The 21563-nt window shown below is 42.3% G+C and carries 19 protein-coding genes; 10 read left to right on the top strand and 9 right to left on the bottom strand.

The window, feature by feature from the left end; genetic code table 11:
* Positions 1-77 precede the first annotated feature (77 nt).
* Entirely contained in the window at positions 78-962 is an 885-nt protein-coding gene (locus HNQ46_RS02195) for a carbohydrate ABC transporter permease (RefSeq protein WP_040648774.1), read from the top strand.
* A gap of 68 nt (positions 963-1030) precedes the next feature.
* Entirely contained in the window at positions 1031-2131 is a 1101-nt protein-coding gene (locus HNQ46_RS02190; protein ID WP_183682428.1) for a phosphotransferase enzyme family protein, read from the top strand.
* 212 nt (positions 2132-2343) lie between these two features.
* Here the strand turns inward: HNQ46_RS02190 and HNQ46_RS02185 are convergent, their stop codons facing one another.
* The 6 genes from HNQ46_RS02185 to HNQ46_RS02160 all read right to left on the bottom strand — a co-directional run bounded on the left by HNQ46_RS02185 (position 2344) and on the right by HNQ46_RS02160 (position 8044).
* Positions 2344-3624 carry an ArsB/NhaD family transporter gene (locus tag HNQ46_RS02185; RefSeq protein ID WP_183682425.1) on the bottom strand — a complete coding sequence of 427 codons (1281 nt, stop codon included), beginning with the start codon at positions 3622-3624 and terminating at the stop codon, positions 2344-2346.
* Positions 3625-3834: 210 nt separating this feature from the next.
* The gene (locus HNQ46_RS02180) at positions 3835-4554 is read right to left on the bottom strand and encodes a nitroreductase family protein (RefSeq protein WP_183682422.1); all 720 of its coding nucleotides are present in this window, start codon (positions 4552-4554) and stop codon (positions 3835-3837) included.
* Positions 4555-4768: 214 nt separating this feature from the next.
* Entirely contained in the window at positions 4769-4933 is a 165-nt protein-coding gene (locus tag HNQ46_RS02175) for a hypothetical protein (protein ID WP_183682419.1), read from the bottom strand.
* Between the two features lie 11 nt (positions 4934-4944).
* A complete protein-coding gene (locus HNQ46_RS02170) occupies positions 4945-6138 on the bottom strand; it encodes an oxygen-binding di-iron domain-containing protein (RefSeq protein WP_183682416.1) in 1194 nt (397 codons plus the stop codon).
* A gap of 43 nt (positions 6139-6181) precedes the next feature.
* On the bottom strand, positions 6182-6832 hold the full coding sequence (locus tag HNQ46_RS02165; RefSeq protein ID WP_183682412.1) for a cupin domain-containing protein: 651 nt from the start codon (positions 6830-6832) through the stop codon (positions 6182-6184).
* Positions 6833-7084: 252 nt separating this feature from the next.
* The gene (locus HNQ46_RS02160) at positions 7085-8044 is read right to left on the bottom strand and encodes a DMT family transporter (RefSeq protein WP_243155811.1); all 960 of its coding nucleotides are present in this window, start codon (positions 8042-8044) and stop codon (positions 7085-7087) included.
* Positions 8045-8269: 225 nt separating this feature from the next.
* Here HNQ46_RS02160 and HNQ46_RS02155 point away from each other — a divergent pair, with 225 nt between their 5' ends.
* The 5 genes from HNQ46_RS02155 (at position 8270) to HNQ46_RS02135 (ending at position 13857) form a co-directional block, all read left to right on the top strand.
* Positions 8270-9229, top strand: a complete 960-nt coding sequence (locus tag HNQ46_RS02155; protein WP_183682409.1) for a helix-turn-helix domain-containing protein — start codon at positions 8270-8272, stop codon at positions 9227-9229.
* A gap of 243 nt (positions 9230-9472) precedes the next feature.
* On the top strand, positions 9473-10855 hold the full coding sequence (locus HNQ46_RS02150) for an ABC transporter substrate-binding protein (RefSeq protein ID WP_183682406.1): 1383 nt from the start codon (positions 9473-9475) through the stop codon (positions 10853-10855).
* Positions 10856-10930: 75 nt separating this feature from the next.
* Positions 10931-11812, top strand: coding sequence for a carbohydrate ABC transporter permease (locus HNQ46_RS02145; protein WP_183682403.1), 882 nt, complete (start codon positions 10931-10933; stop codon positions 11810-11812).
* Positions 11809-12636, top strand: a complete 828-nt coding sequence (locus HNQ46_RS02140) for a carbohydrate ABC transporter permease (RefSeq protein ID WP_183682400.1) — start codon at positions 11809-11811, stop codon at positions 12634-12636. Before HNQ46_RS02145 ends, HNQ46_RS02140 begins: the two co-directional genes overlap by 4 nt.
* 117 nt (positions 12637-12753) lie before the next feature.
* On the top strand, positions 12754-13857 hold the full coding sequence (locus HNQ46_RS02135; RefSeq protein ID WP_183682397.1) for a Gfo/Idh/MocA family protein: 1104 nt from the start codon (positions 12754-12756) through the stop codon (positions 13855-13857).
* 8 nt (positions 13858-13865) lie between these two features.
* Here the strand turns inward: HNQ46_RS02135 and HNQ46_RS02130 are convergent, their stop codons facing one another.
* Complete coding sequence (locus tag HNQ46_RS02130; protein WP_183682394.1) at positions 13866-14696, bottom strand: alpha/beta hydrolase; 831 nt, start codon at positions 14694-14696, stop codon at positions 13866-13868.
* Positions 14697-15127: 431 nt separating this feature from the next.
* On the opposite strand from HNQ46_RS02130, the gene msrA reads away from it, so the two are divergent.
* The 3 genes from msrA (at position 15128) to HNQ46_RS02115 (ending at position 19131) form a co-directional block, all read left to right on the top strand.
* Positions 15128-16069: a peptide-methionine (S)-S-oxide reductase MsrA gene (gene msrA, locus HNQ46_RS02125; RefSeq protein WP_183682391.1), complete on the top strand. Its 942-nt coding sequence runs from the start codon at positions 15128-15130 to the stop codon at positions 16067-16069.
* Between the two features lie 203 nt (positions 16070-16272).
* On the top strand, positions 16273-17982 hold the full coding sequence (locus HNQ46_RS02120; RefSeq protein WP_183682388.1) for a hypothetical protein: 1710 nt from the start codon (positions 16273-16275) through the stop codon (positions 17980-17982).
* Positions 17983-18252: 270 nt separating this feature from the next.
* Positions 18253-19131, top strand: a complete 879-nt coding sequence (locus HNQ46_RS02115; RefSeq protein ID WP_183682385.1) for a PD-(D/E)XK nuclease family transposase — start codon at positions 18253-18255, stop codon at positions 19129-19131.
* A 25-nt stretch (positions 19132-19156) separates the two neighbouring features.
* On the opposite strand, the gene HNQ46_RS02110 is transcribed toward HNQ46_RS02115, so the two are convergent.
* Both HNQ46_RS02110 and HNQ46_RS02105 read right to left on the bottom strand, forming a co-directional pair.
* Entirely contained in the window at positions 19157-20788 is a 1632-nt protein-coding gene (locus HNQ46_RS02110) for a glycoside hydrolase family 32 protein (protein ID WP_183682382.1), read from the bottom strand.
* Positions 20785-21549, bottom strand: coding sequence for a DeoR/GlpR family DNA-binding transcription regulator (locus HNQ46_RS02105; RefSeq protein ID WP_183682380.1), 765 nt, complete (start codon positions 21547-21549; stop codon positions 20785-20787). Before HNQ46_RS02105 ends, HNQ46_RS02110 begins: the two co-directional genes overlap by 4 nt.
* Positions 21550-21563 lie beyond the last annotated feature (14 nt).

The following is a 21563-nucleotide window of genomic DNA, read 5'->3' as shown; positions in this document are numbered from 1 at the left end:
AAATCATTTTTTAAAAGTCCGTAAAGCCGGTCTGTATAAAAGATAGAATAGGAACATAAACAAGAAGGAGAAACAATATGTCATTCTTTTCCAAAGAAAAAACTTATAGAGATCCCATACGTTGGCAGAAGGAGTTGCGTTTAGCCCCTGCTTATCTGCTACTTTTGATTTGGATTTTCTTCACAGTGGTTTTGCTGGGTTGGGTGGTTTTGGCCAGCTTTTCCACCACCAAGGAAATCTTTGCCAACAACTTGCTTTCCTCCGGTTTCCACTGGGAGAATTACGAGAAGGCCTGGGTCAATTCCGATGTATCCACCATCTTTTTTAACTCTCTCTTTTATTCTCTGAGCTCCGTTTTTCTTTTGGTTTTGGTCTGTGCACCGGCAGCCTATGCCCTTTCCCGCTTTTCCTTTAGGGGAAATCAGCTCATGCAAAATGCCTTTGTGGCATCCATGGGTGTACCGGTGGTCATGATTGTTCTACCCCTCTTTGCCATGGTGGCAGGACTGGACATTTTAAATCATGTAATCCCCAACAAACTTACCCTGATTTTCCTCTATGTGGGCATCAATGTACCTTACACCACGATTTTTCTGATGGGATTTTTTGCCAATATTTCCAGAGCCTTTGAAGAAGCGGCCGCCATCGACGGTTGTCCTCCCGGAAAATGCTTTTGGCAGATTATGCTGCCTATGGCACAACCGGGCATTATCACTGTCAGCATTTTTAACTTTATCAATGTCTGGAACGAGTACTTCATTTCCCTGATTTTCGGAAACTCCGACCAGGTGCGTTCTGTGGCGGTTGGACTCTACTCCATGATTAACTCCATGAAATATACCGGAGACTGGGCAGGAATGTTTGCCTCTGTCATCATTGTCTTCTTACCCACCTTTGTACTCTACCTCTTCCTTTCCGAGCGAATTATTGCCGGAGTAACCGGAGGCGGTGTAAAGGGATAAAAAGCGTAAATATTTGCAGTGCAAAGCTGCAGTTTTTTCCTCATGCCATTTTTTGAAAAGGAAGTCCTATGAAAAACAAATTAACAAACGAAGAATTGCAAAATGCCCTTTCCCGATTCACTTTGGAGGGAGAGGTAAAATCCTGTAGCCCCTACGGTTCGGGGCATATCAATGATACCTTTTTGGTGGAAGCCGGCAGAAAATATATTCTGCAACGAATCAACAGTGAAATCTTCACAAAACCCAGGGAGTTGATGGAAAATGTAGACCTGGTCTGCCGCTTTATGACGGAAGAAATCAAGAAACAGGGCGGAAATCCGGAACGGGAAAGCTTGCAGATTATCAAAACCAAGGACGGAAGCCTCTATTACGAAGACGAGATGAAGAATTTTTTCCGAATGTATCTCTATATTACCGACTGTAAGGCCTTCGACCTTGTAGAAAAACCGGAACACTTTTATGAAAGCGCCTATGCCTTTGGACATTTTCAAAAGCTGCTTTCAGACTTTCCCGCAGAAAAATTGCATGAGACCATCCCCCACTTCCATGACAGCCCACAGCGTTTTCAGCATTTTCTGAAGGCTGTAGAAGAGGATAAATACGATAGAAAAAAAGATTGTGAAGAGGAAATTCAGTTTTTCCTCTCCCATGAGATAGACTTATCCTATGCTTTGGCGCTTTTAAAAAAGGGAGAATTGCCGCTACGGGTAAGCCACAACGACACCAAGTTAAACAATGTACTCTTTGATGCCAATACGGAGAAGGCTCTTTGCATCATTGACTTGGATACTGTCATGCCGGGACTTTCCATCTTTGATTTTGGAGATGCCATCCGCTTTGGTGCCAACACCGGAGCGGAGGACGAAGAGGATTTGAGCAAAATTTCTCTGTCTCTCCCCCTCTTTTCCCTCTATACCAAGGGCTTTTTAGAGGCCTGCGGAAGCTCTCTTTGGGAGAAAGAGATTCTTTCCCTACCGGAAGGCGCAAAGATTATGACTTTAGAATGCGGCATGCGCTTCCTCACCGACTATTTGCAGGGGGACAGCTACTTCCATGTGAAAAGACCGGGACATAACCTGGATCGTGCCAGAACCCAGATTGCCCTGGTGAAGGATATGGAAAAGAAATGGACGGAGATGAAGGCAGAAGTTCAGAAATATCTTCCTTGAAGCAAAAAGGAGCTACAAAAAATCAAAATATAAAGAGATTTTCGGCAATATAGGTCTGAATGAGGGGTAGTCTGAGCCCGTCGGTACTTGCGAAAAACAAGAGAATCGCAGTTTTTCGCTTAGTATCCGCTACGTGGCGAAGCTAGCAAGAGCGTGCCCCAATTCAGACCTATATTGCATAGAAAATTATTTTGATTTTTTACAGCTGCTTTTTATCTCCAAATAAACCAAACGAAGAGGTAGCCGGTTCCTGCTGCTGCCAAGGTAAAGGGAATTCCGATTTTCATAAATTCGCCGAATCCTACCTTGTAGCCCTCCTGCTTTAACATGCCTACTGCTGTGATATTGGCACTGGCTCCGATGGGGGTGATATTTCCTCCCAAAGTTGCACCGGTCAAGAGTCCAAAATACAGAAGATAGGGTTCAATCTGTAAGAGCTGGCAAATGCCGGTAATGATGGGAAGCATGGTTGCTACATAGGGAATATTGTCAATAAAGGCAGAAAATATCACAGAGCCCCACACGATAATGCTGTATAAGAGGAAGAGATTATTTCCTCCCATTTTCACAATACTCTCCGCCGCAAGGTCTATTAAGCCCACATCCGTGATCCCCTGAATCACAAGGAAAAGCCCCATTAAAATCAAGAGAGTCTCTCTATCCACAGAAAGCAAAGACTTCTTGAGATTTTCCGGCATTTTCTTCACATGAAAATCCACCGCCATACAGATGACAGCGATAACACAGCAAATCAAACCGTTAATAATTCCGGGAGTGTTGGGAATAAAGGAAGCCACAATCAAAGAAACCACCACTCCAATCAAGGCAATACTGGGAAAATATCCCTCTACCTCGGTTTTTTCCGTAGCCTCCACCGGCTGACGGAATTTTCTAAATAGAAACATCATAATCGGTACCGTCGCCATGGCTCCCAGCTCTACGGAAAAGAACATTCCGGGTCTTCCCTTCATAAAGAAAAACTCCATGAAGTTCATCTTGGCATAGCCTCCCAACATAATGGAAGTGGTGTCCCCTACTAGGGTGGCCGCTCCTTGTAAGTTGGAGGATACCGCAATGGATAAAAGCATGGGAATCGGGCTGATTTTGATTTTCTTACAAATAGCAAGTCCCACAGGAGCAATCATCAAAACCGTTGCCACATTGTCGATAAAGGCGGATACCGAGCCTGCAAATAAGGACATCAAAATAATAACCCACATCACATTGGAACATTTATCCAATATAATCTCCGCCAGACGGTTGGGCATCTTGGATTCAATAAAGTAATATACGATGACCATAGTTCCGCCGATCATCATTATCACGTTCCAGTTAATGACAGACAGGAGGTAGAGGGGATTTCTCTGTAATATCCCTAATCCCACAAAAAGGAGGGCCACCGCCCAAATGGCATACAGTCTCCATTCCTGCTTCACAATCATCACTACATACATGAGAATAAACAAAATCAATGCAATACTTTGTAATGGCATCCCTACTACTCCTTTACTCTACAATATCCACTCTTACTAATTGGCTTCCTATACTACTGTTTTGTAGTTGCTTTATGATCGCTTTACGATTGCTTTATGCAGATCTATCTTACTTTCTTACCCTAATACTACCGGGCAAAGAAAAAACTCCCGCAAAGCAGGAGCTGTTTTTCCTTTGTTATGCTATTTTGCCCTAAGCTATTAAGAATGTCAAGAATTCTCTTCTTTTTGATACTTTGCACCATTTCCAAAGGGGAAAGTTCCCTCTCCCACCCCTTTCAGAAAATGATACTTGGCAATCCCCAAATCCACCATGTCCATGTCGTAATTATCCGGTACCGAAGCCCGAAGTTCCCCATGCTCATAAAAGAACTTCGGCTTTTGCTTATTTAAAGCACTGGGGGCTAAGGCTACCGCCTCCATCCCCTCCTGAATCCAATGAGGATAAGAATCCTGTCCGGAAATGCGTTCATGCCAAGGCTTTTTCTTCATAGGGAATAAACTGCCAATCAGTTTTCTACCGATTCCCTCTTCTCCGCTGTGTCCAAGCGCAATTACCGCCTGAATATGCTCATCCTCCGGATAGCAGAAGCTTTCCCGGTCAAAGGTTCCTCCAACCCAGCAGCTTCCTATTCCCAGCTCTTCCACAAACAGCACCAGCTCTTCCCCATAGAAACCGATTTTCTCCCGAAAATGGGCAAGTCCCGCATTTCCCTTTAAGAGAATTAAACTGCGAACATTTTTGAAAAGTCCGTAGCTTTTCCGAAAATCCTGAAATGCTCTACTGCCGTCTTCTTCAAACTCTATCGTAAGTCCTGTTTCCAGATTGATCTCAGAAATTTTATTTTGAATCGCCGCCATTTCCTCCTCGGACAGAGGGGCAGGAGTGAAAATACGATGTGATTTACGATGTAGGATTGCGTCTGTCATGCTTTTTCTTCCAGCAGCCTTTCTTATTAGAATTTATTTCTTTCGTTTTCCTTCAGCATTTATAGCTATTACGAAATTTATTATTGTTACCAAGCTTTGCGCCGACTTCTTCTCTATTTTTAGTAGAAGAAAACACCCTTCCTAGTATAGAAAGTTTTTTATAAAAAGCAAGGGAGAGGATGTCACTTCCTCTCCCTCTACTCCATAACGTATTTCATTTCCGCTTACTACGAAAATATGCCCTTACATCCTCCGCAGATAAATATCCCTCTTCTTCCCCGGAGTGCCTTCCTTCATTTAGTTCACACATAAGACGAAGCATGGTTTTCGTTTTCTCAAATTCTTCGTCCTCTGCAATATCTCGACAGTATGTAGCCATACTTCCCTCTCCTACTCTGCTTTTAACAATGCGCTTACCAATGCCGGAATCGCCGCAAAATCCTCTTCCTTGGCAACCCATTCCGCCCGAATATTCTCGGGAATCACAGAAAATCCTGCCCCCTTTAAGGACTCCTGCAAAACCTTCACGGACTCTCCGCTCCAGCCATAACAGCCAAAGGCCGCTGCCTTTTTCTTCTTAAACTTCAGCTGCTTTAAAAACTCCAGCCAGCCTGCCACAGGAGACAAAATAGAATTTGCCACCGTAGGAGAACCTACTGCAATGGCTTTTGACTTAAAGACCTCCGTCATTACTTCATTTTTATCCGACTTGGAAATATTAAAGACCTTCACCACCGTATCCGGACTTTGCCGATGAATCTCCTCCGCAATGCTGTAGGCAATCTTTGTGGTGCCCTCCCACATGGTATCAAAGGCAATCGTCACCTGATCTTCCTGATAATCCTGTGCCCACTCCGCATATTTTTCCACAATCTGCATGGGGTTTTCCCGCCAGATGGCTCCATGGGAAGGAGCAATCATTTCAATAGGCAGATTCAAAGCCGTAATCTCTTCCAGTTTTTTCCGTAAAATCGGAGCGAAGGGGGCCAGGATATTGGCATAGTACTTCATGGCTTCCTTCATGAGAACGCATTGATTTGCCTTGTCGTTAAAAAGCTCCTCTACCGCATAATGCTGTCCGAAGGCATCCATGGAGAAAAGAATATTGTCTCCGGTTAAGAAAGTCGCCATGGAATCCGGCCAGTGGAGCATCCGCATTTCCAGGAAAATAAGCTTCTTTCCATTTCCGATATCCAAGGAATCCCCGGTCTTAACCACGTGGAAATTCCAGCCCCTCTTGCCATACTGTCCTTCAATGCTTTTTACCGCATTTTCCGTACAATAAATCGGCACATCGGGAATCTCTTCCAAAATAGTGGTAAGGGAGCCGGAATGATCACACTCCCCATGATTTGCCACAATAAAATCAATCTTTTTTAAATCAATTTCCTTTTTCAGATTCTCCACGAAGTCAAAACGGTGGGGTGTCCAAACCGTATCCATCAAAACCGTCTTCTCTTCCTCGATGAGATAGGCATTTTGGCTGGAACCGTTGATGATAGAATAATCATCTCCATGAAAATGCTGTAGTTCCCAGTCGATATAGCCTATCCAACTGACATTTCCCTTTACCGCTTTTCTCATCTTTTCCTCCTAAAGAATCCTCTTATGTATGCTAAATATTCTTTTACGCCAAACTAATCAACAAAGCCATTTTGAAATTTCCCTTTGCTGTTACTGCATGTCGACCTGCCTTGGCAAAATGGAACTCTTCTCCCGCATGAATCACATGATCAACGCCCTCATACTGAATCACTGCCTCCCCTTCCAGAGCAAATACCATAGCCTCTCCCGGCGCTGCATGCTCGGAAAGACCGGTTCCCTCTGAAAAAGACATCAGCACAAACTTCATTTTCTCATTGTGCATCAAATCCATGTTTACAATCTTACCCTCCTGGTATGGAAGTAAGTCTGCCAAACGAAAAACCTCACCTGCTTTTACTGCTTCATTCATAAAATCTTCCCTCCTTATGGAAATTTCTGTGTATACTGCGCCCTTTTCACTACGGATTCCCACCGGTTTCTCCACCGGGGTGAGAATGGCCTGTCCTTTTGATAGGAACTTCCCTTCTCCTGTTCCGTAAACTTCTATCTCCCCCTCAGCTACGAAAAGTAACTTATGATAGGGATAAAGCTCTGCACTAATATCCGTCCTCTCCGCCATGGAAAAATAAATAACGGCGTTTTCTCTCGAATGAATCTGCTTGGAGACGGTACATCCCCGTACCGGTGGATTCTCTCTTGCTATGGAAAACACTTCTCCGACTTTTTCTTTCATAAGCCTCCTTTCTTTACTGAAGGACTTTGATTTTGAAAATGCTTTAGGCTTTAAAAACATTGTTTTTGAAGTCTCTTTAAGCTCTAAAAAGTTCTGCCCTAGAAACGCTTTAAACTTTAGATTTATAAAGGGCTTGCATCTTTAAATCCTTCTTACAAAGTCTATTGTATACAATATAAAAGATATGTTTGTTGCAAATGCAACATTTTATCAAAGATAACTCTTTTTCACAAAGTATTCAAGGGCTGCATTTTATTCCTCTTCCTCAAGTAGCTCATGCTCATGGATGTTCTTCCCTGCTCTCATATCTGCAACTCTTCTTTCCAAAGGACTTGCATTTTCTGATCCGGTCTGCTTCCATTTCCAAAGAGCCGTTCCGAAAATGAGGGCATAGCCCACGAAGCTATAAACGTCCGGAATTTCCCCAAAGACCACAAAGCCCAAAACAGCCGCAAAGAGTACCTGAGAATAGTCAAAGACGGAAATCTCCTTTGCAGGGGCATAGGCATAAGCTTTTGTCACAAAGATCTGACCCACCGCCGCACTACATCCTGCCAAAATTAAAAAGATAGTCTGTTGTGCAGTCATTGGCTTGTATTGCAAAAGAAAAAATGGAAGCAATACCAAAACGGAAAACATCGAAAAAGAAAAGACCACTACCGGTCCTTTCACGCCACCTAAGCCTACCTTGCGAACAAAGGTATAGGCGGTTCCCGCCGAAAATCCGCCAAAAAGTGCCACCAGTGCGGGAAGTCCCACGATTCCCTGCCCGGGCTTCACCACAAAGGCTGCTCCCAGCAAAGCTAAGAGCACGGAAACAATCGCCATCTTATTGGGCTTTTCTCCCAAAATAAAAATAGACATTACAATAGCAAAGAAAGGCGCCATTTTCTGTAAAATACTGGCATCCCCCAGCTTCAGATACGTAATTGACCAAAAGTTACAAAGAATCCCCAAGGTTCCAAAACAACAACGAAGAAGTAGAGGAATCCTAAGCTCCTTAGGGACAGAATAATGCAATCCCTGCTGCCGCATCATCACAAAGGCAATCAAAGCCGCCACACAATTTCGAAACATTGCTTTCTGCATGGTAGGCAGATCTCCGGAAAGCTTTACAAAAAAAGCCATTCCCGCAAAGCTTGCCGCAGAAAGGATTATGGAAATGATTCCCTTTATTTTACGCTCTTTTTCTAATCTGATTTCTTCTTTCATTTACACTACTCTGCTTTCTAAACTAAATATACTGTCTTATTATAACGAAGATAGAATAAAACAGCCAGTCTAGTCCATCTATAATTCCTACCAATATATCCTCATTTTAATCCCCCCTTATAAACTCTCTATTCCTTTTCTCCTATAAAGCCTTTATACTGAAAACACTTAAATAAGACAGCTTCTATTCCTATAGAAAATATACAGAAAGTTTGACGGCATCCTATGTACAGCGCTATTGATAATATTCATTTTCACTTTTTATATATTGATCGCTATTCCTTTGGGCGAAATTGGATTTTTCCGGAAAGCAGTATTCCCTACAATATGCTCCGCTACATTGAATCCGGAACCGCCAGCTTCTTTATAGATTCTCAGGAGTATTCTGTAAAAAAGGATCAAATCATCTATATCCCCAAGGGAAGTCAGCTCTCCTGCTTTGCCACCAGCAGCCATTTTTCCTTCACCAGTATTCGTTTTACCAGCTCTGTTTTCTTTGAAGGAGGGGACTTACTGGGGGATTATTATCATTTGCCGAAGATTATGGAGGGCAAGGGAGAAAGCTTTTATTTTGATGAAATCTATCAATGGGTAAAAAAAGAGAGCCCTGCAAAGATGTTCTTTGTCAGGGGATATTTAGAGCTTTTGATTGCCTCTCTCATTGCCAAGGTAAATCCCGAAACAAATCAGAATGAACTTCCTTTTGACACTTTGAATTCCCAAAAGTCCATAGAAAAAAAATCAGAAAATGCTTCTGATTTTTCTTCTCGTATTCTTCCTACCACAAATAAGGGGAAAAAGGACGGAGATGAAATGGACTTAGACAAAATCAGAACTCAAATCAAAAAATCCGGTACCGCTATGGATTCTCGTATCCAGGGGGTAGTGGATTATATTCTCTTACACCCCAATGAAAAATATTCTCCAAGCCGTTTAGCGGAAATGGCAGAATTAAGTAAGCAAAGATTTACTTCCTTATTCAGTTCCCAGCTGGGAAAGTCTCCCATGGTCTATGTCAAAGAGCTGAAGCTTACCACTGCTGCCAGAAAATTACTGGTTTCCAACCTTCACATCAACGATATTGCCTATGAACTGGGCTATGAAGATAGCAATTACTTTATCCGTGAATTTAAACGAGCTTTTGGCTGTACGCCAAATCAGTATCGTCATATTGCAAAAGAATAAAAAATATTTCTTATTTATCATTTAATATAGAGGATAAATCTTATTAACAGTAAAAACATTGTTTTATGAGTGTAAAATGCTATTATTAGGTCTATTTTCTATGGAATCGTCTAATTTATTCCTATATTATACAGATTAATCAGTTATTATACACAAATAAATATCGCAAGTCCCAAAAGAAACTTGCGAACAAGATGCCTAGGATTCCCCTATAGCACTTGCATACTACTAAGGAGGAGATTTATGAGAAAAAAGATTTTAAGCGCTATGCTGAGCCTGACAATGCTTTGTACAGCTCTGAGCGGATGCGGCAGCAGTGCCGCAAAGGAAGAAAGCAAAGCTCCTGAGCAAAACAGCAGCGAAGCCAGGGGCAGTGAGGAAAAGGCGGAAGCTAATGCTGAATTGGAGGGAGATATTACTTTCTGGCATTCCTTTACCCAGGGGCCAAGATTAGAAACCATTCAGGAGGCTGCGGATAAGTTCATGGAGGAACATCCAAAGGTTACTATCAAAATTGAAACCTTTTCCTGGAATGACTTTTACACCAAGTGGACCACAGGACTTGCTTCAGGCAATGTGCCGGATATGAGTACCGCCCTGGTTGGTCAGGTTTCCGAAATGATTAATTCCGACGCTATCATTCCGCTGAATGGATTAATTGATGATATCGGACGGGATAAGTTCTATGAAAACGCATTAAATGAGCTTTCCGTAGACGGTAACAACTATGCTGTTCCTCTCTATTCTCACGCCATGGTGATGTGGGTTCGCAAGGATTTACTGGAAAAAAACAACTTAGAGGTGCCAAAGACATGGGATGAGCTTTATGAAGAAGCCAAAGCGCTAACCAAAGACGGTATTTACGGTCTCTCTTTTCCTTGTGGCTCTACGGACTTCCAAGCCACCAATTTCCTGAACTTCTATGTTAAGGGTGCCGGAGGAAGCTTGCTGACTGATGATTTAAAGGCTAACCTTACCAGTGATTTGGCTATAGAAGGAATCAACTATTGGCTGAAAGTCTATAAGGATTGCTCTCCAAAGGATTCTATCAACTACAATGTATTGGATCAGGCTACACTCTACTATCAGGGGAAAACCGCTTTTGACTTTAACTCCGGATTCCAAATCTCCGGTGTAGCGGCAAACTCTCCGGATTTACTGGATTATGTAGACTGCTATCCCATCCCCACCATTAAGGGTACAGAGCAGAAGGGCATTACCACTTCTAACCAGCCGTTGGTCATTTGGAAGAATTCCAAACACCCTGAAATTTGTGAAGCTTTTATCAAAACCTTATATGAAGAAGACACCTATGTGAAATTCCTCCATTCCGTTCCTGTCGGAATGCTTCCGGCAATTAAGGGCATAGAGGATTCCGAAGCTTATAAAGAGGATCCCACTATTCAGAAATTTGCCCATGCAGAGGAAGTGATTTCTTCTCAGATTCCCGGCGGAACTGCTATCGGATTTGAGCATGGTCCAAGCGTACAGGCAGGAATCCTTACTAACCAGCACGTAATTGAAGAAATGTTCCAAGATATTATTACCAACGGAACAGATGTAAAGACAGCCGCTAAAGAAGCTGAAGATAAATTAAACAGCTTAATGGAAGCTGCTACGCAATAATCTTTTTCTTCTCGGAAGAGGCTGCAAGAAGATTTCTTCTTGCAGCCTCTCCAAACTAGAAAGGTAGGTCAGAAAATGAAGACAAGATCTTATACGAAATGGTTGTTTGTACTTCCTGCCGTCATTGTCGTAGCCGCCCTTTTTATCTATCCCATTTTTTCCAGTCTCTTTTTCAGTATGACCAGTAAGAATCTTATTCGACCAAGATACAGTTTTCTGGGACTGAAAAACTATAAAGATATTCTAAGTGATCCCAAATTTTGGGCAGCCTTTTTGAACTCTTTAAAATGGACTGTATATTCCTTGTTGGGACAGATATTGGTGGGCTTCACTGCTGCTCTGGCCTTAAATCGGGTAAAGCTCTTTAAAGGGATGTATAAAACTCTACTGATTATCCCCTGGGCCTTCCCTTCCATCGTTATCGCCTTCTCTTGGACTTGGATATTAAACGGAGTCTATGGCATTTTGCCGAATCTTTTGGTGAAATGGAAAATTTACGAAACCGCTCCACAGTTTCTCACAGAAAAGAATCTGGCTTTTATCGTACTGGTACTCATCAACATTTGGTTCGGAGCACCGATGATTATGGTCAATGTCTTATCTGCTTTACAAACTGTACCACAGGACCAGTATGAAGCCGCAAAAATTGATGGTGCCAGTGCCTTGCAGTCTTTTCAACACATCACCATTCCCCACATCAAACTGGTTATGGGACTTTTGGTGGTTCTAAGAACGGTTTGGATTTTCAATAACTTCGACTTAATCTATCTGATTACCGGTGGAGGGCCTGCCGGAAGCACACAAACCGTTCCCCTTTATGCCTATGAAATGGGATGGGGAACCAAGCTGCTGGGAAAATCCTCTGCTGTAACAGTACTGCTGTTTATTTTCCTAATGAGTGTTTGCATTATCTACTTCACCATTATGAATTGCTGGGAAAGGGAGGAAAATAAATGAGAAAGAAATATTTTGCGAGCTTAATCAGCCACATCTACCTCTTGCTCCTCTGTTTCTTCGCTGTTTTCCCCTTGCTATGGATTATTATTTCCTCCATTAAAGGAAAGGGCGAATTAACCGGGAATCCCACAGCCTTTCTTCCAAAAGTAGTAACTTTGGAATATTATCGCCATGTGATTTTTGATTTGGGTTTCATTGTAAATATCCGAAACAGTGTCATTATTTCCTTAGCCACAACAGGAATAGCTATTACAATTTCTGCCTTGGCTGCCTATGGCATTGTTCGATTCTTCCCTAAAATCGGAACGGTACTATCGAAGGTTTTGGTGACCACCTACATTTTCCCTCCCATCCTTTTAGCCATTCCTTATTCCATCGTAATGGCAAAGCTGGGACTGACCAATACTAGAATCGGATTGGTACTGGTGTATCTTTCCTTCAGTATTCCCTATGCGGTTTGGCTTTTGGTGGGATTTTTCAAAACAGTTCCCATAGGAATAGAAGAAGCCGCAAAGATAGACGGAGCAAACAAAATTCAGGTGTTTATGCAGGTAGTGGTTCCTCTGGTGGCACCGGGAATCGTAGCCACCGCTATTTATACCTTTATCAATGTTTGGAATGAGTTTTTGTACTCTTTAATCCTAATCAATGATACTTCCAAGATGACTGTGGCTGTTGCCCTTCGCTCTCTAAACGGTTCAGAAATATTGGACTGGGGCGATATGATGGCGGCTTCCACATTAGTAGTAGTTCCTTCCATTATCTTCTTCTGCCTGATTCAGAATAAGATTGCAGGAGGACTTTCCGAAGGAGCTGTAAAGTAAATTAGTGTAGAAGCTATATCAACTTTTAAAAAACGAAAATAAAAAACGAGGATTGGGACTAAGAGAAGTAAAGAAATGAATATTTAGCCCTAAATCGTGAAAAGTTAGGAGTTAAACATGATAAATTATGCCGTAGTGGGTGTGGGCTATTTCGGTGCAGAATTAGCCCGCATCATGAAAGAACAAGAAGATGCACAAGTCGTTGCTGTTTATGATCCGGAAAATGGAGAGACTATTGCGAAAGAATTATCCTGCGATGCAGAAGCAAGCTTGGAATCCCTTGTTTCCAGACCGGATGTAAATTGCGTGATTGTAGCATCTCCAAATTATTTGCACAAAGAGCCAGTAATTTTGGCTGCAAAACACGGAAAAAATGTTTTTTGTGAAAAGCCTATCGCCCTCTCCTACGCAGACTGTGACGAAATGGTAAAGTCCTGTGAAGAAAATCACGTGATTTTCATGGCAGGACACATCATGAACTTCTTCAATGGTGTACACCATGCAAAGGAACTGATTAACGAAGGAAAAATCGGAAAGGTTCTTTATTGCCACTCTGCCAGAAACGGCTGGGAAGATGTGCAGGAGTCCGTATCCTGGAAGAAAATTCGTGAAAAATCCGGGGGGCACCTTTATCACCACATCCATGAGCTGGATTGTGTTCAGTTCCTCATGGGAGGGATGCCGGAAGAAGTTACTATGGAAGCCGGAAATGTGGCTCACCAAGGCGAAGCCTTTGGTGATGAGGATGATATGATTTTCATAACCGCCCGTTTTAAGGATGGCCGTTATGCTGTGATGGAATGGGGTTCCGCCTTCCGTTGGCCGGAGCATTACCTTCTGATTCAGGGTACAGAGGGAGCCATCAAGCTGGATATGTTTGATGCCGGCGGCACTCTGAAGGTAGACGGAAAAGAAAGCCATTTCCTTCTTCATGAAAGCAAAGAGGAAGACGAGGACAGAACCCGCATTTACCATGGTACGGAAATGGATGGCGCCATTCAATACGGCAAACCCGGCAGAAAGCCACCACTATGGCTACAGGGCATTATGAAGAAGGAAATGGCCTTCCTCAATGGTGTAATGCACGGCAAGGAAGTAAGTGACGAATATAAGCCCCTTCTTACCGGAGAAGCCGCAAGAGCTGCTATTGCCACAGCGGATGCCTGCACGAAGTCCAGAATGGAAGACAGAAAGGTAAAGCTTTCAGAAATTATCGGATAAAAAGATAATCACTCTTCCATGATCCACCGAATCCCCTTTTCGATTCTTTGCTCCACTTCACAAAAATGGTTTCCGGGATTTTGCTCAAAATTCACACAGTATCCCGAGGATTGGTAGTGCTCTACCAGTTCTCGGGTTTTTCTTTCTATGGTGGACAGGACGGCATGCATGGTTCTCGCTTCCTCTGTTCCTAAAGAAAGATAGAGCCTCTCCGCTCTGCTCAGCATTTTCTTCTCCTTGGCAAAAGAAACGAAGTCCGGATACCAAAGGGAGCCGGAGACAGAAGCAATCCGAGAAAATAAAGAACTTCGGTAGCCGGCATATAGGGCAAAAAGACCGGCCAAGGAATATCCGGCCAAAGCATAGTATGTAGGCTCTTCTCCAAGAATTTCTACCGCCCTCGGGATAATTTCCTTTTCTAAAAGGAACAAATATTCATCCGCTCCGCCAATAAAATCCTTCTCATTTTTAATAAGAGCAGGACTATCCCAGGGGCACATGTCCTTCTGCCAGTTTAAGTTGTTGATACAAAGAAGCGGAAATGTAAAGTACTCCTGCCCCTGCAAAAGCTTTACCACCGCCTCTTCCTCTTCGGAAAAGCAATGAAGAATCAGTAGCGGAGAAGATAATTTGACTTCTGATAATTTCCCTCCCAAAGCTTTTGCTTCCATAGTCTGACCATTTGTGTTCAGACTGGTATTTGTATTCGCATGATTTAATTTCTTCTCCACCACACTTTCAAGCGGTTGATACAGTGTCGCTTTCTTTCCCTCTACGGAAAAGGACGATATTTTCAGCTCTTTTTCCATTCCTATATTCTCCATTCCTATTTTTTCCATCTCTGCTTCCAACAAATCCGGTTTCTGTATCCATAGTTTCTGTATCCATAGTTTCTGTATCCATAGTTTCTGTATCCATAGTTTCTTTATCCATGGTTTCTACATCGCTGCTTCTGTATCCATAGTTCCTACATCGCTGCTTCTGTAGCGCCGGCCCCTCTGTATCTCTGGTCCATACACATCCGGCTGCTGCATTTATCAAAGCATCATGCTCTGGATATTTTCTATACTATAGCATTGTTTTCCTTTTCGGAATACAAATCTAAAAAAATCGGAAATCCCGGGGATTTTTGTAGATTGCCAGCTCATTTGTGCTAAAGTAAAGCTATTGGTTATCAAACTAAGGATTTTTTCAGCAAATGTTATAGCTATAAACTACAATGCTACAGAACCGTTTCATTATAAATCAATTTCATCGGAAAGGAGTTACTATGCAGAAAACCATATATCTTGCAGGCGGTTGCTTTTGGGGGGTAGAAGCCTATTTTCAAAGAATTCCGGGAGTGCTCTCTACCTCTTGCGGTTACGCCAACGGAAACAGCAGAAATCCCAGCTATAAAGAGGTTTGTCACAACAATACCGGCCATGCGGAAACCGTAAAAATCGACTATGACCCGGAGCGCCTGCCTTTAAAAAATCTTTTGCGCTATTATTTTCGGATTATTGATCCTACCAGCTTAAATAAGCAGGGAAATGATGTGGGCACCCAATACCGCACCGGTATCTACTATGTAGAAGAAGAGGACAAAGAGATCATTCAGGAGGCTCTAAAAAAAGAGCAAGAGCAGTACAGCTCTCCTTTGGTGGTGGAAGTGCTTCCCTTGGAAGCCTTTGACTCGGCGGAAGAATATCATCAGGATTATCTGAATAAAAATCCGGGAGGCTACTGCCACATCTCCCTTGCCCTAGCGGATGAGCCATTGATTGATTCAGAGCAATATCAGCCTCTTTCCGAAAAAGAACTACAGGAAAAGCTGACAAAAGAGGAATACAATGTTCTGGTGCATAGCGCCACAGACCGTCCCTTTGAAAATGTTTATTGGGATACAAATGCTAAAGGGCTTTATGTGGATAGAGCCACCGGAGAACCGTTATTTTCCTCCAAAGACAAATTTCACTCCTCTTGCGGATGGCCCAGCTTTGCAAAGCCCATTGCCGGAGAAGTAATCCGCTACCTGGAAGACAACAGTCTGGGAATGCGTAGAATAGAAGTCCGTTCCCAAGGGGGAGACTACCATCTGGGTCATGTCTTTCATGACGGTCCAAGAGAACTGGGCGGCCTCCGCTACTGCATTAACTCCTCTTCTGTCCGCTTTATTCCCTATGAGGAAATGGAAAAAGAGGGGTATGGGGAACTGAAAAAATATATATAAAAAACCATCTTCCTTGCCTTAGTTGCCGGCGCAACTAAGTTCCCTCCAGTTCCTATACGTTCTGACGTTCCATCTACTCTTCAAATCAGATTGAAACGAAAACAAAGTATGATAAAATAGTAAAAATTAATGTTTAAATAGTACGGAACAAAAACAGAGAGGATAACTAAACTCTCTTAAAGAGAAAAGGCAAGGAGGACGAAATGAAAGCAAAAAAACAACTACTTTTAGTATTATTCCTTCTTCTTAGCTTTGTTTTCCTGTCTTGTGCAAAGGCAGAAAAAGAAGCCGGCGGGACGGACAAAAGAGGGGCGGAATCCGGTGATTCACAGGAGAAGCAGAAGGACAGCAGGGAAGAAAAAGAAGCGCAAGCTAAAAGCATAGATATGGGAATGCCCCATATCCTTTTAGAAGAAATCGGAGAAAGGCACACGGATGCAAACTATCATTATCTTTACAGCATAGACAGCACTAAGTTACAGCTGAAGGAGGAGGGGGCAGAATTTAATGCCCTGAGAAAGGCCTTTGAAGACTATAACAAGGAAGTAGAAGAGCTCTATCAAAAGGATTTTGCAGAGCTGGTAAATATCGCTAATACTTCAGAAGAGGCCAAAAGAAATGTGGCGAACTACTTAGGAAATACTCCTGAAGTGAAGACCAATAGCGATGTTATCCGAGCAGACAAAAGCATCGTCAGTATTTTAAATTCCAAATCCATAGATTACACGGGAGGTGGAAGCGAGTATCAGCACTATTCTGTAAATTTTGATAGTGTAAGCGGAAAACGACTGGCTTTTTCCGATGTGGTAAAAGACAGGGACAGCTTCTTTGCTTTGGCTGAAAAAAGAGCGCAGGAATCCGCGGGTACAGCTGTGGAATTTCCTCCTGCACTTATACAGGATATAAAAGAAAAGGGAGATGCACTTACTTGGACGGTAAATGCGGAGGGCGTTTCTATATATTCCGATATCGATCTTACCGGCCGGTCTCTTAAGTCCCCCAAGGTTCTTACCGTATATTTTGATGAAGGGGAGAATCTATTCGTCGAAGAATATACTAAAAAGGAAGAGGACTATGTAATCCCACTTTTTGACAATATGTATCTGGATGTAGATGTGGACGGAAGCGGAAAACGGGAGCCCGTTTATCTGAAAAAACAGGAAGAAGAGGGAATGTTTTATTTGGATATTTCCGTCGTTTCCGGCAGTAGAGAAAGTGGAGCTGTGGAAGGCATTGACGGAACTCCTTATCTTCTCAAAAAGTCCGGAAAATACTACATTTACCTCTTTAAGTATGAAGAAGACGGGGTAACTTTACTCTATCGAATCGACCTTTCTACCATGGAATTAAAACCGGAGGAAAACTGGTCTGTCGACCTATCTGCTAGAGAATACTACTTTAAAAATGTAGGCAATATCGAATACACGCATCTTCTCAAGGAAAATTTTACGGATGCTAAAGGGTTTTGCGGAGCAGAAGACAACGGCTTTCTCAGTACCAATACTGTAGAAATAGACTGGTTGATTGATGCGGAAGCTTATCCGAAACCGGATGGAAACCGATACAAAATAAGCAGCAATCATGTTATCCAGGCTATTCAAGATGTTCCGGTTCAGGAAGTAGATGTAAATGGAAATGTGCTAAAAGAGGGAACTATCCCCGCCGGTTCCTATCTCCTACTGATGTACACGGATAATGCCTCTTACATGGATATGCGAATTATTGATGAAAAATATATAGATAATGAAGGAAATGAGGACTTCAGCATTTTTAACCTAAATGATTTTAGTCAATTCCAATATAACGGAACTTGCTACCGAGTACCGGTTGAAAGAGATACACAGAATTGGACTTTATATATCAATGGAAAAGACGAAAATGAACTCTTTAGGGGAATGCTGTATGTTGGCTAATCTTGGCTAATGACCACTCATGCCTGCTCTGATACAATCTTAAAGATAAAAAAAGAAGTGAATAAAAATTCCACTATCTCTTCTCGTCCATTATCCCTGGATGAGAGGAGATATTTTATTGCACACCTTATCCATTAACGGATATTATCCGAATATGGAGTCTAGTATATTTATATTGACTCCTTTACAATAATAGCACTACATAATCCTGTCTATTCTTCTCATTTTTCCTAAGACTTTTCTTATTCCTATTTCTAAAAGGAGAATCTCATGTCACAATTTCAAGCAAACAATCCTGAAAATTCAAAAGAGAAACACACATTACAAAAATCAAGCTCTCAGTTAGAAGTAAAACAAGCTATAATATCATCCCTAACTCTTATGGATGATATCTTTATCAAAATAGTATTGCAGGATAAGCGATGTACTGAATTTATTTTACAAGTTATTATGGAAAATGATTCTTTACGTTTGAAAGAACAATATGTTCAGAAGGACACTCCCAATATTCATGGACATTCTCTTGTCTTGGATTGCTACTGCGAGGACAAAGATCACAATCTATATAACATTGAAATCCAAAATGATTCTCAAGAAGCAATCCCTAAGCGAGCCAGATTTCACGCCAGTCTGATAGATATTCATTCTCTAAAGAAAGGACAAAATTTCAAGCAATTACCCAAAACTTATGTTATATTTATTACAGCTAAAGATATTTTCAAACAAGAATTACAAGCCTATCATATTGAAAGAATCATTAAAGAAAATGGCCAGCCCTTTGATGATGGCTCTTATATTATATACTTTAATACCTCGAAAATAGAAAATAATAGCTTGGGAAGACTGGCAGAAGATTTTCATACCAACGATCCCAAGCAAATGCATTCTACAATACTATCCAAAAGAGTAGCAAAACTTAAATCTACAGACTTTATGCAGAAGGGAGACAAAAATATGAATATTCTTTTAGAACGTTATCGCCAAGCTGCCTTAGAAGAAGGCAGAGAAGAAGGCAGAGAAGAAGGCAGTGAAAAGTTAGCACAATTAATGGGTATTTTAGCGGAAAGTGGCAGACTGGAAGATATCAAAAAAGCTTCCAGGGATAAACGCTACAGAAAAAAACTCTTCCGTGAACTGAACTTAATGTAGAGGCAGTTCCACTGTTAAGCATGCTTTACAGTGCCCCAAGCTCAATCTCCCTTAAGCTGTGTTTTTCTACCAGTAAACGCAGCCCTTCTCCTTGGAAGCTGATTTCCTTAGCCTCTGCCGGAAGTTCATAAAGAGTACCGGAGAGAGCCTGCTCCCCATCATTTATAAAGATCTCAAAGGAAAAACGATCCAGCAAAAGTCTTAGCGAAAGCTCTTCCGAACTTCCCACATAAATCCTTCTTACTTCACAAATACTGGCAGACCTTCCTGCATGACTTCTATCCACAGTCAAAAATCCCGTTACAAAATCATAAGTACAGAGGACATAGTTCTCTCCCTGCTTTGCAAATTTCATTTGGAAAACTTCTTGTCGTTCAGAAACTACTTTCTGTTCAGAACATTCTTGATATTTTAGGCAATCCTTGGAAGACGAAATTCGTAGACTAAGGTCCAGAACTTTGCCCTCTAATTCTGCATAGCTCTTCTCTTCTTTTTCGCAGAAAATTTCCAACTCGACCGTATCCTTATAAAGCTTCTGAATCTCCGGAATGGGGCGCTGACAAAGCCTGTCTCCCCGGAAAAACAGTTCTCTGGGAAAAGACATTTGCCCATACCACTTAGCATTCTCCGGAGCATTGCTTCCCCCCTCCGGAGCCTGCATCCAGCCTACCATAATCCTTCGTCCATCTCTTTCCATGGTCTGTGGCGCATAAAAATCAAAACCTAAATCCAAAGCCTGGGGCTTCGCCTGTTCCATGGTCTGCTGTATCCAATTTCCCAAAAACTCTTCTGTTCTGTTCTCTTCCTTTCCCTTTTGCGACTCCGGCAAAATACCTTTTTCTTTCTCTATGGTATCCCCCACAAACACAACGGTACAATTTCCATTCCTAAACAGGGGGCTTGTATTTTTCATATTCATGACCGAAATTGAAAGCACAGGACGACCTTCCAGAAAAAAGAAATCCGGACACTCCCACATCCCGCCGAAGCTTCCGTCATTTTCCCTAATCGTGTCCAAATACTGCCATTCCACCGAATTTTCCGAAGAAAAAAGCAAAGCCGCTCCAAGATTGTCTCTCTTCTTTCTGGCCACGGTTACCGCATAGTATTTTCCGTCTTTTCCAATCCAAAGTTTTGGATCCCGGAAATCTTCCATCGTAAATTCTTCCGGCAAGTCCTTTTCTGAAAGCACCGGATTTCCCCGGAACTTTTGATACTCTCTCCCATCCCCCCTGGCGATACACTGGGTTTCTCTTCGAACCCCATTTTTCCCTGATAAATCCGTAGAATAATCCGCCGTATACATAATAAGATGAGAGCCATCCTTATCCGCTATAGCGGTACCGGAAAAAACACCGGTTTCATAATCTTCATCCGGCGCAAGACTTGCCTCTTGATAGTCCCAGTGGAGTAAATCCTTGGAAGTCCAATGCCCCCAATGCATCGCATCCCATCTGGTGCTATAGGGATTATACTGATAAAAAAGATGGTATTCCTCCTTGTAGAAGGAGAAACCATTTGGGTCATTGAGCCAGCCTAGCGCAGGGCTTAAATGAAAGCCGGGACGCTCCTGTCTTTGAATCTCCGAAAAATGTGCCTTTTCAAAAGAACGGGCAAGGGATAATTTCTTTGATATTTTATTTGATATTTGCTTCATACGACTCCTTCAACTTTCACTCCCAGCTTTTCCACTTCCTTTTTTTCTTTCTCAGAAAATGTCTTATCCGTTACCAGAATATCAAATTCCTGAATGGAGCATATCTTCATCATCGCCTGCTTCTCAAACTTACTGGCATCTGCCAACAAAACAGCCTGCTTTGCCTGCTGCAAAATAGCCTTTTTCAAAGCCACTTTTTCCAATGTAGGCGTACTCAGCTCCAGCTTTTCATTAATGGAAGAAGCCCCTAAGAAGGCGATATCAAAGGAATAATCCTTCAATTGATTTACTGTATAGCTCCCCAGGGCAGAGCCGGTACTTTTCTGGATTTCTCCTCCGCAGAAAAAGAGACGTCCCTTTCCGCTTTGTAAAACGCCGGCAACCATTAAGTCCGTGGTGACCACAGACAAACCCTCACGTTCTTTTAATAATAGAGCCAGTTCTCTATTGGTGGTTCCCGCATCCAAGAAAATCACCTTGGCATCTTTAATAAGTTCCAAAGCCCTTTGGGCAATACGCTTTTTTGCCTCAATATTCTGCACTTCCTTCTCCTGATACAGCACCTCATCTCGCAAGATTGCTCCTCCATGGAAACGCTCTATCCGGTTCTTTTCTTCCAGATATTTTAAATCTCTCCGAATGGTCATTCCGCTGACAGAAAATTGCTTAGCCAGTTCATCTACGGAAACGGAACCATCCTTCTCCAAAATGGATAAAATGCTTTGCTGCCGTTCTCCTGATAACACCTTTTCTTTTTTCATGATTTCTCCCCTAG

The organism is Oribacterium sinus (genome assembly GCF_014202695.1).
In the GTDB taxonomy this organism is placed as follows: Bacteria; Bacillota; Clostridia; order Lachnospirales; family Lachnospiraceae; genus Oribacterium; species Oribacterium sinus.
This window is presented reverse-complemented; position numbering and strand designations above follow the sequence as displayed.

Bases quoted from the DNA above. Each gene is read 5' to 3' on its own strand.
- HNQ46_RS02175 (WP_183682419.1), bottom strand. From the start codon at position 4,933: ATGGCTACATACTGTCGAGATATTGCAGAGGACGAAGAATTTGAGAAA.
- HNQ46_RS02140 (WP_183682400.1), top strand. From the start codon at position 11,809: ATGAGAAAGAAATATTTTGCGAGCTTAATCAGCCACATCTACCTCTTG.
- HNQ46_RS02110 (WP_183682382.1), bottom strand. From the start codon at position 20,788: ATGAAGCAAATATCAAATAAAATATCAAAGAAATTATCCCTTGCCCGT.
- HNQ46_RS02130 (WP_183682394.1), bottom strand. From the start codon at position 14,696: ATGGAAAAAATAGGAATGGAGAATATAGGAATGGAAAAAGAGCTGAAA.
- HNQ46_RS02165 (WP_183682412.1), bottom strand. From the start codon at position 6,832: ATGAAAGAAAAAGTCGGAGAAGTGTTTTCCATAGCAAGAGAGAATCCA.
- msrA (WP_183682391.1), top strand. From the start codon at position 15,128: ATGCAGAAAACCATATATCTTGCAGGCGGTTGCTTTTGGGGGGTAGAA.
- HNQ46_RS02145 (WP_183682403.1), top strand. From the start codon at position 10,931: ATGAAGACAAGATCTTATACGAAATGGTTGTTTGTACTTCCTGCCGTC.
- HNQ46_RS02120 (WP_183682388.1), top strand. From the start codon at position 16,273: ATGAAAGCAAAAAAACAACTACTTTTAGTATTATTCCTTCTTCTTAGC.
- HNQ46_RS02195 (WP_040648774.1), top strand. From the start codon at position 78: ATGTCATTCTTTTCCAAAGAAAAAACTTATAGAGATCCCATACGTTGG.
- HNQ46_RS02115 (WP_183682385.1), top strand. From the start codon at position 18,253: ATGTCACAATTTCAAGCAAACAATCCTGAAAATTCAAAAGAGAAACAC.
- HNQ46_RS02105 (WP_183682380.1), bottom strand. From the start codon at position 21,549: ATGAAAAAAGAAAAGGTGTTATCAGGAGAACGGCAGCAAAGCATTTTA.
- HNQ46_RS02185 (WP_183682425.1), bottom strand. From the start codon at position 3,624: ATGCCATTACAAAGTATTGCATTGATTTTGTTTATTCTCATGTATGTA.
- HNQ46_RS02135 (WP_183682397.1), top strand. From the start codon at position 12,754: ATGATAAATTATGCCGTAGTGGGTGTGGGCTATTTCGGTGCAGAATTA.
- HNQ46_RS02160 (WP_243155811.1), bottom strand. From the start codon at position 8,044: ATGAAAGAAGAAATCAGATTAGAAAAAGAGCGTAAAATAAAGGGAATC.
- HNQ46_RS02180 (WP_183682422.1), bottom strand. From the start codon at position 4,554: ATGACAGACGCAATCCTACATCGTAAATCACATCGTATTTTCACTCCT.
- HNQ46_RS02170 (WP_183682416.1), bottom strand. From the start codon at position 6,138: ATGAGAAAAGCGGTAAAGGGAAATGTCAGTTGGATAGGCTATATCGAC.
- HNQ46_RS02150 (WP_183682406.1), top strand. From the start codon at position 9,473: ATGAGAAAAAAGATTTTAAGCGCTATGCTGAGCCTGACAATGCTTTGT.
- HNQ46_RS02190 (WP_183682428.1), top strand. From the start codon at position 1,031: ATGAAAAACAAATTAACAAACGAAGAATTGCAAAATGCCCTTTCCCGA.
- HNQ46_RS02155 (WP_183682409.1), top strand. From the start codon at position 8,270: ATGTACAGCGCTATTGATAATATTCATTTTCACTTTTTATATATTGAT.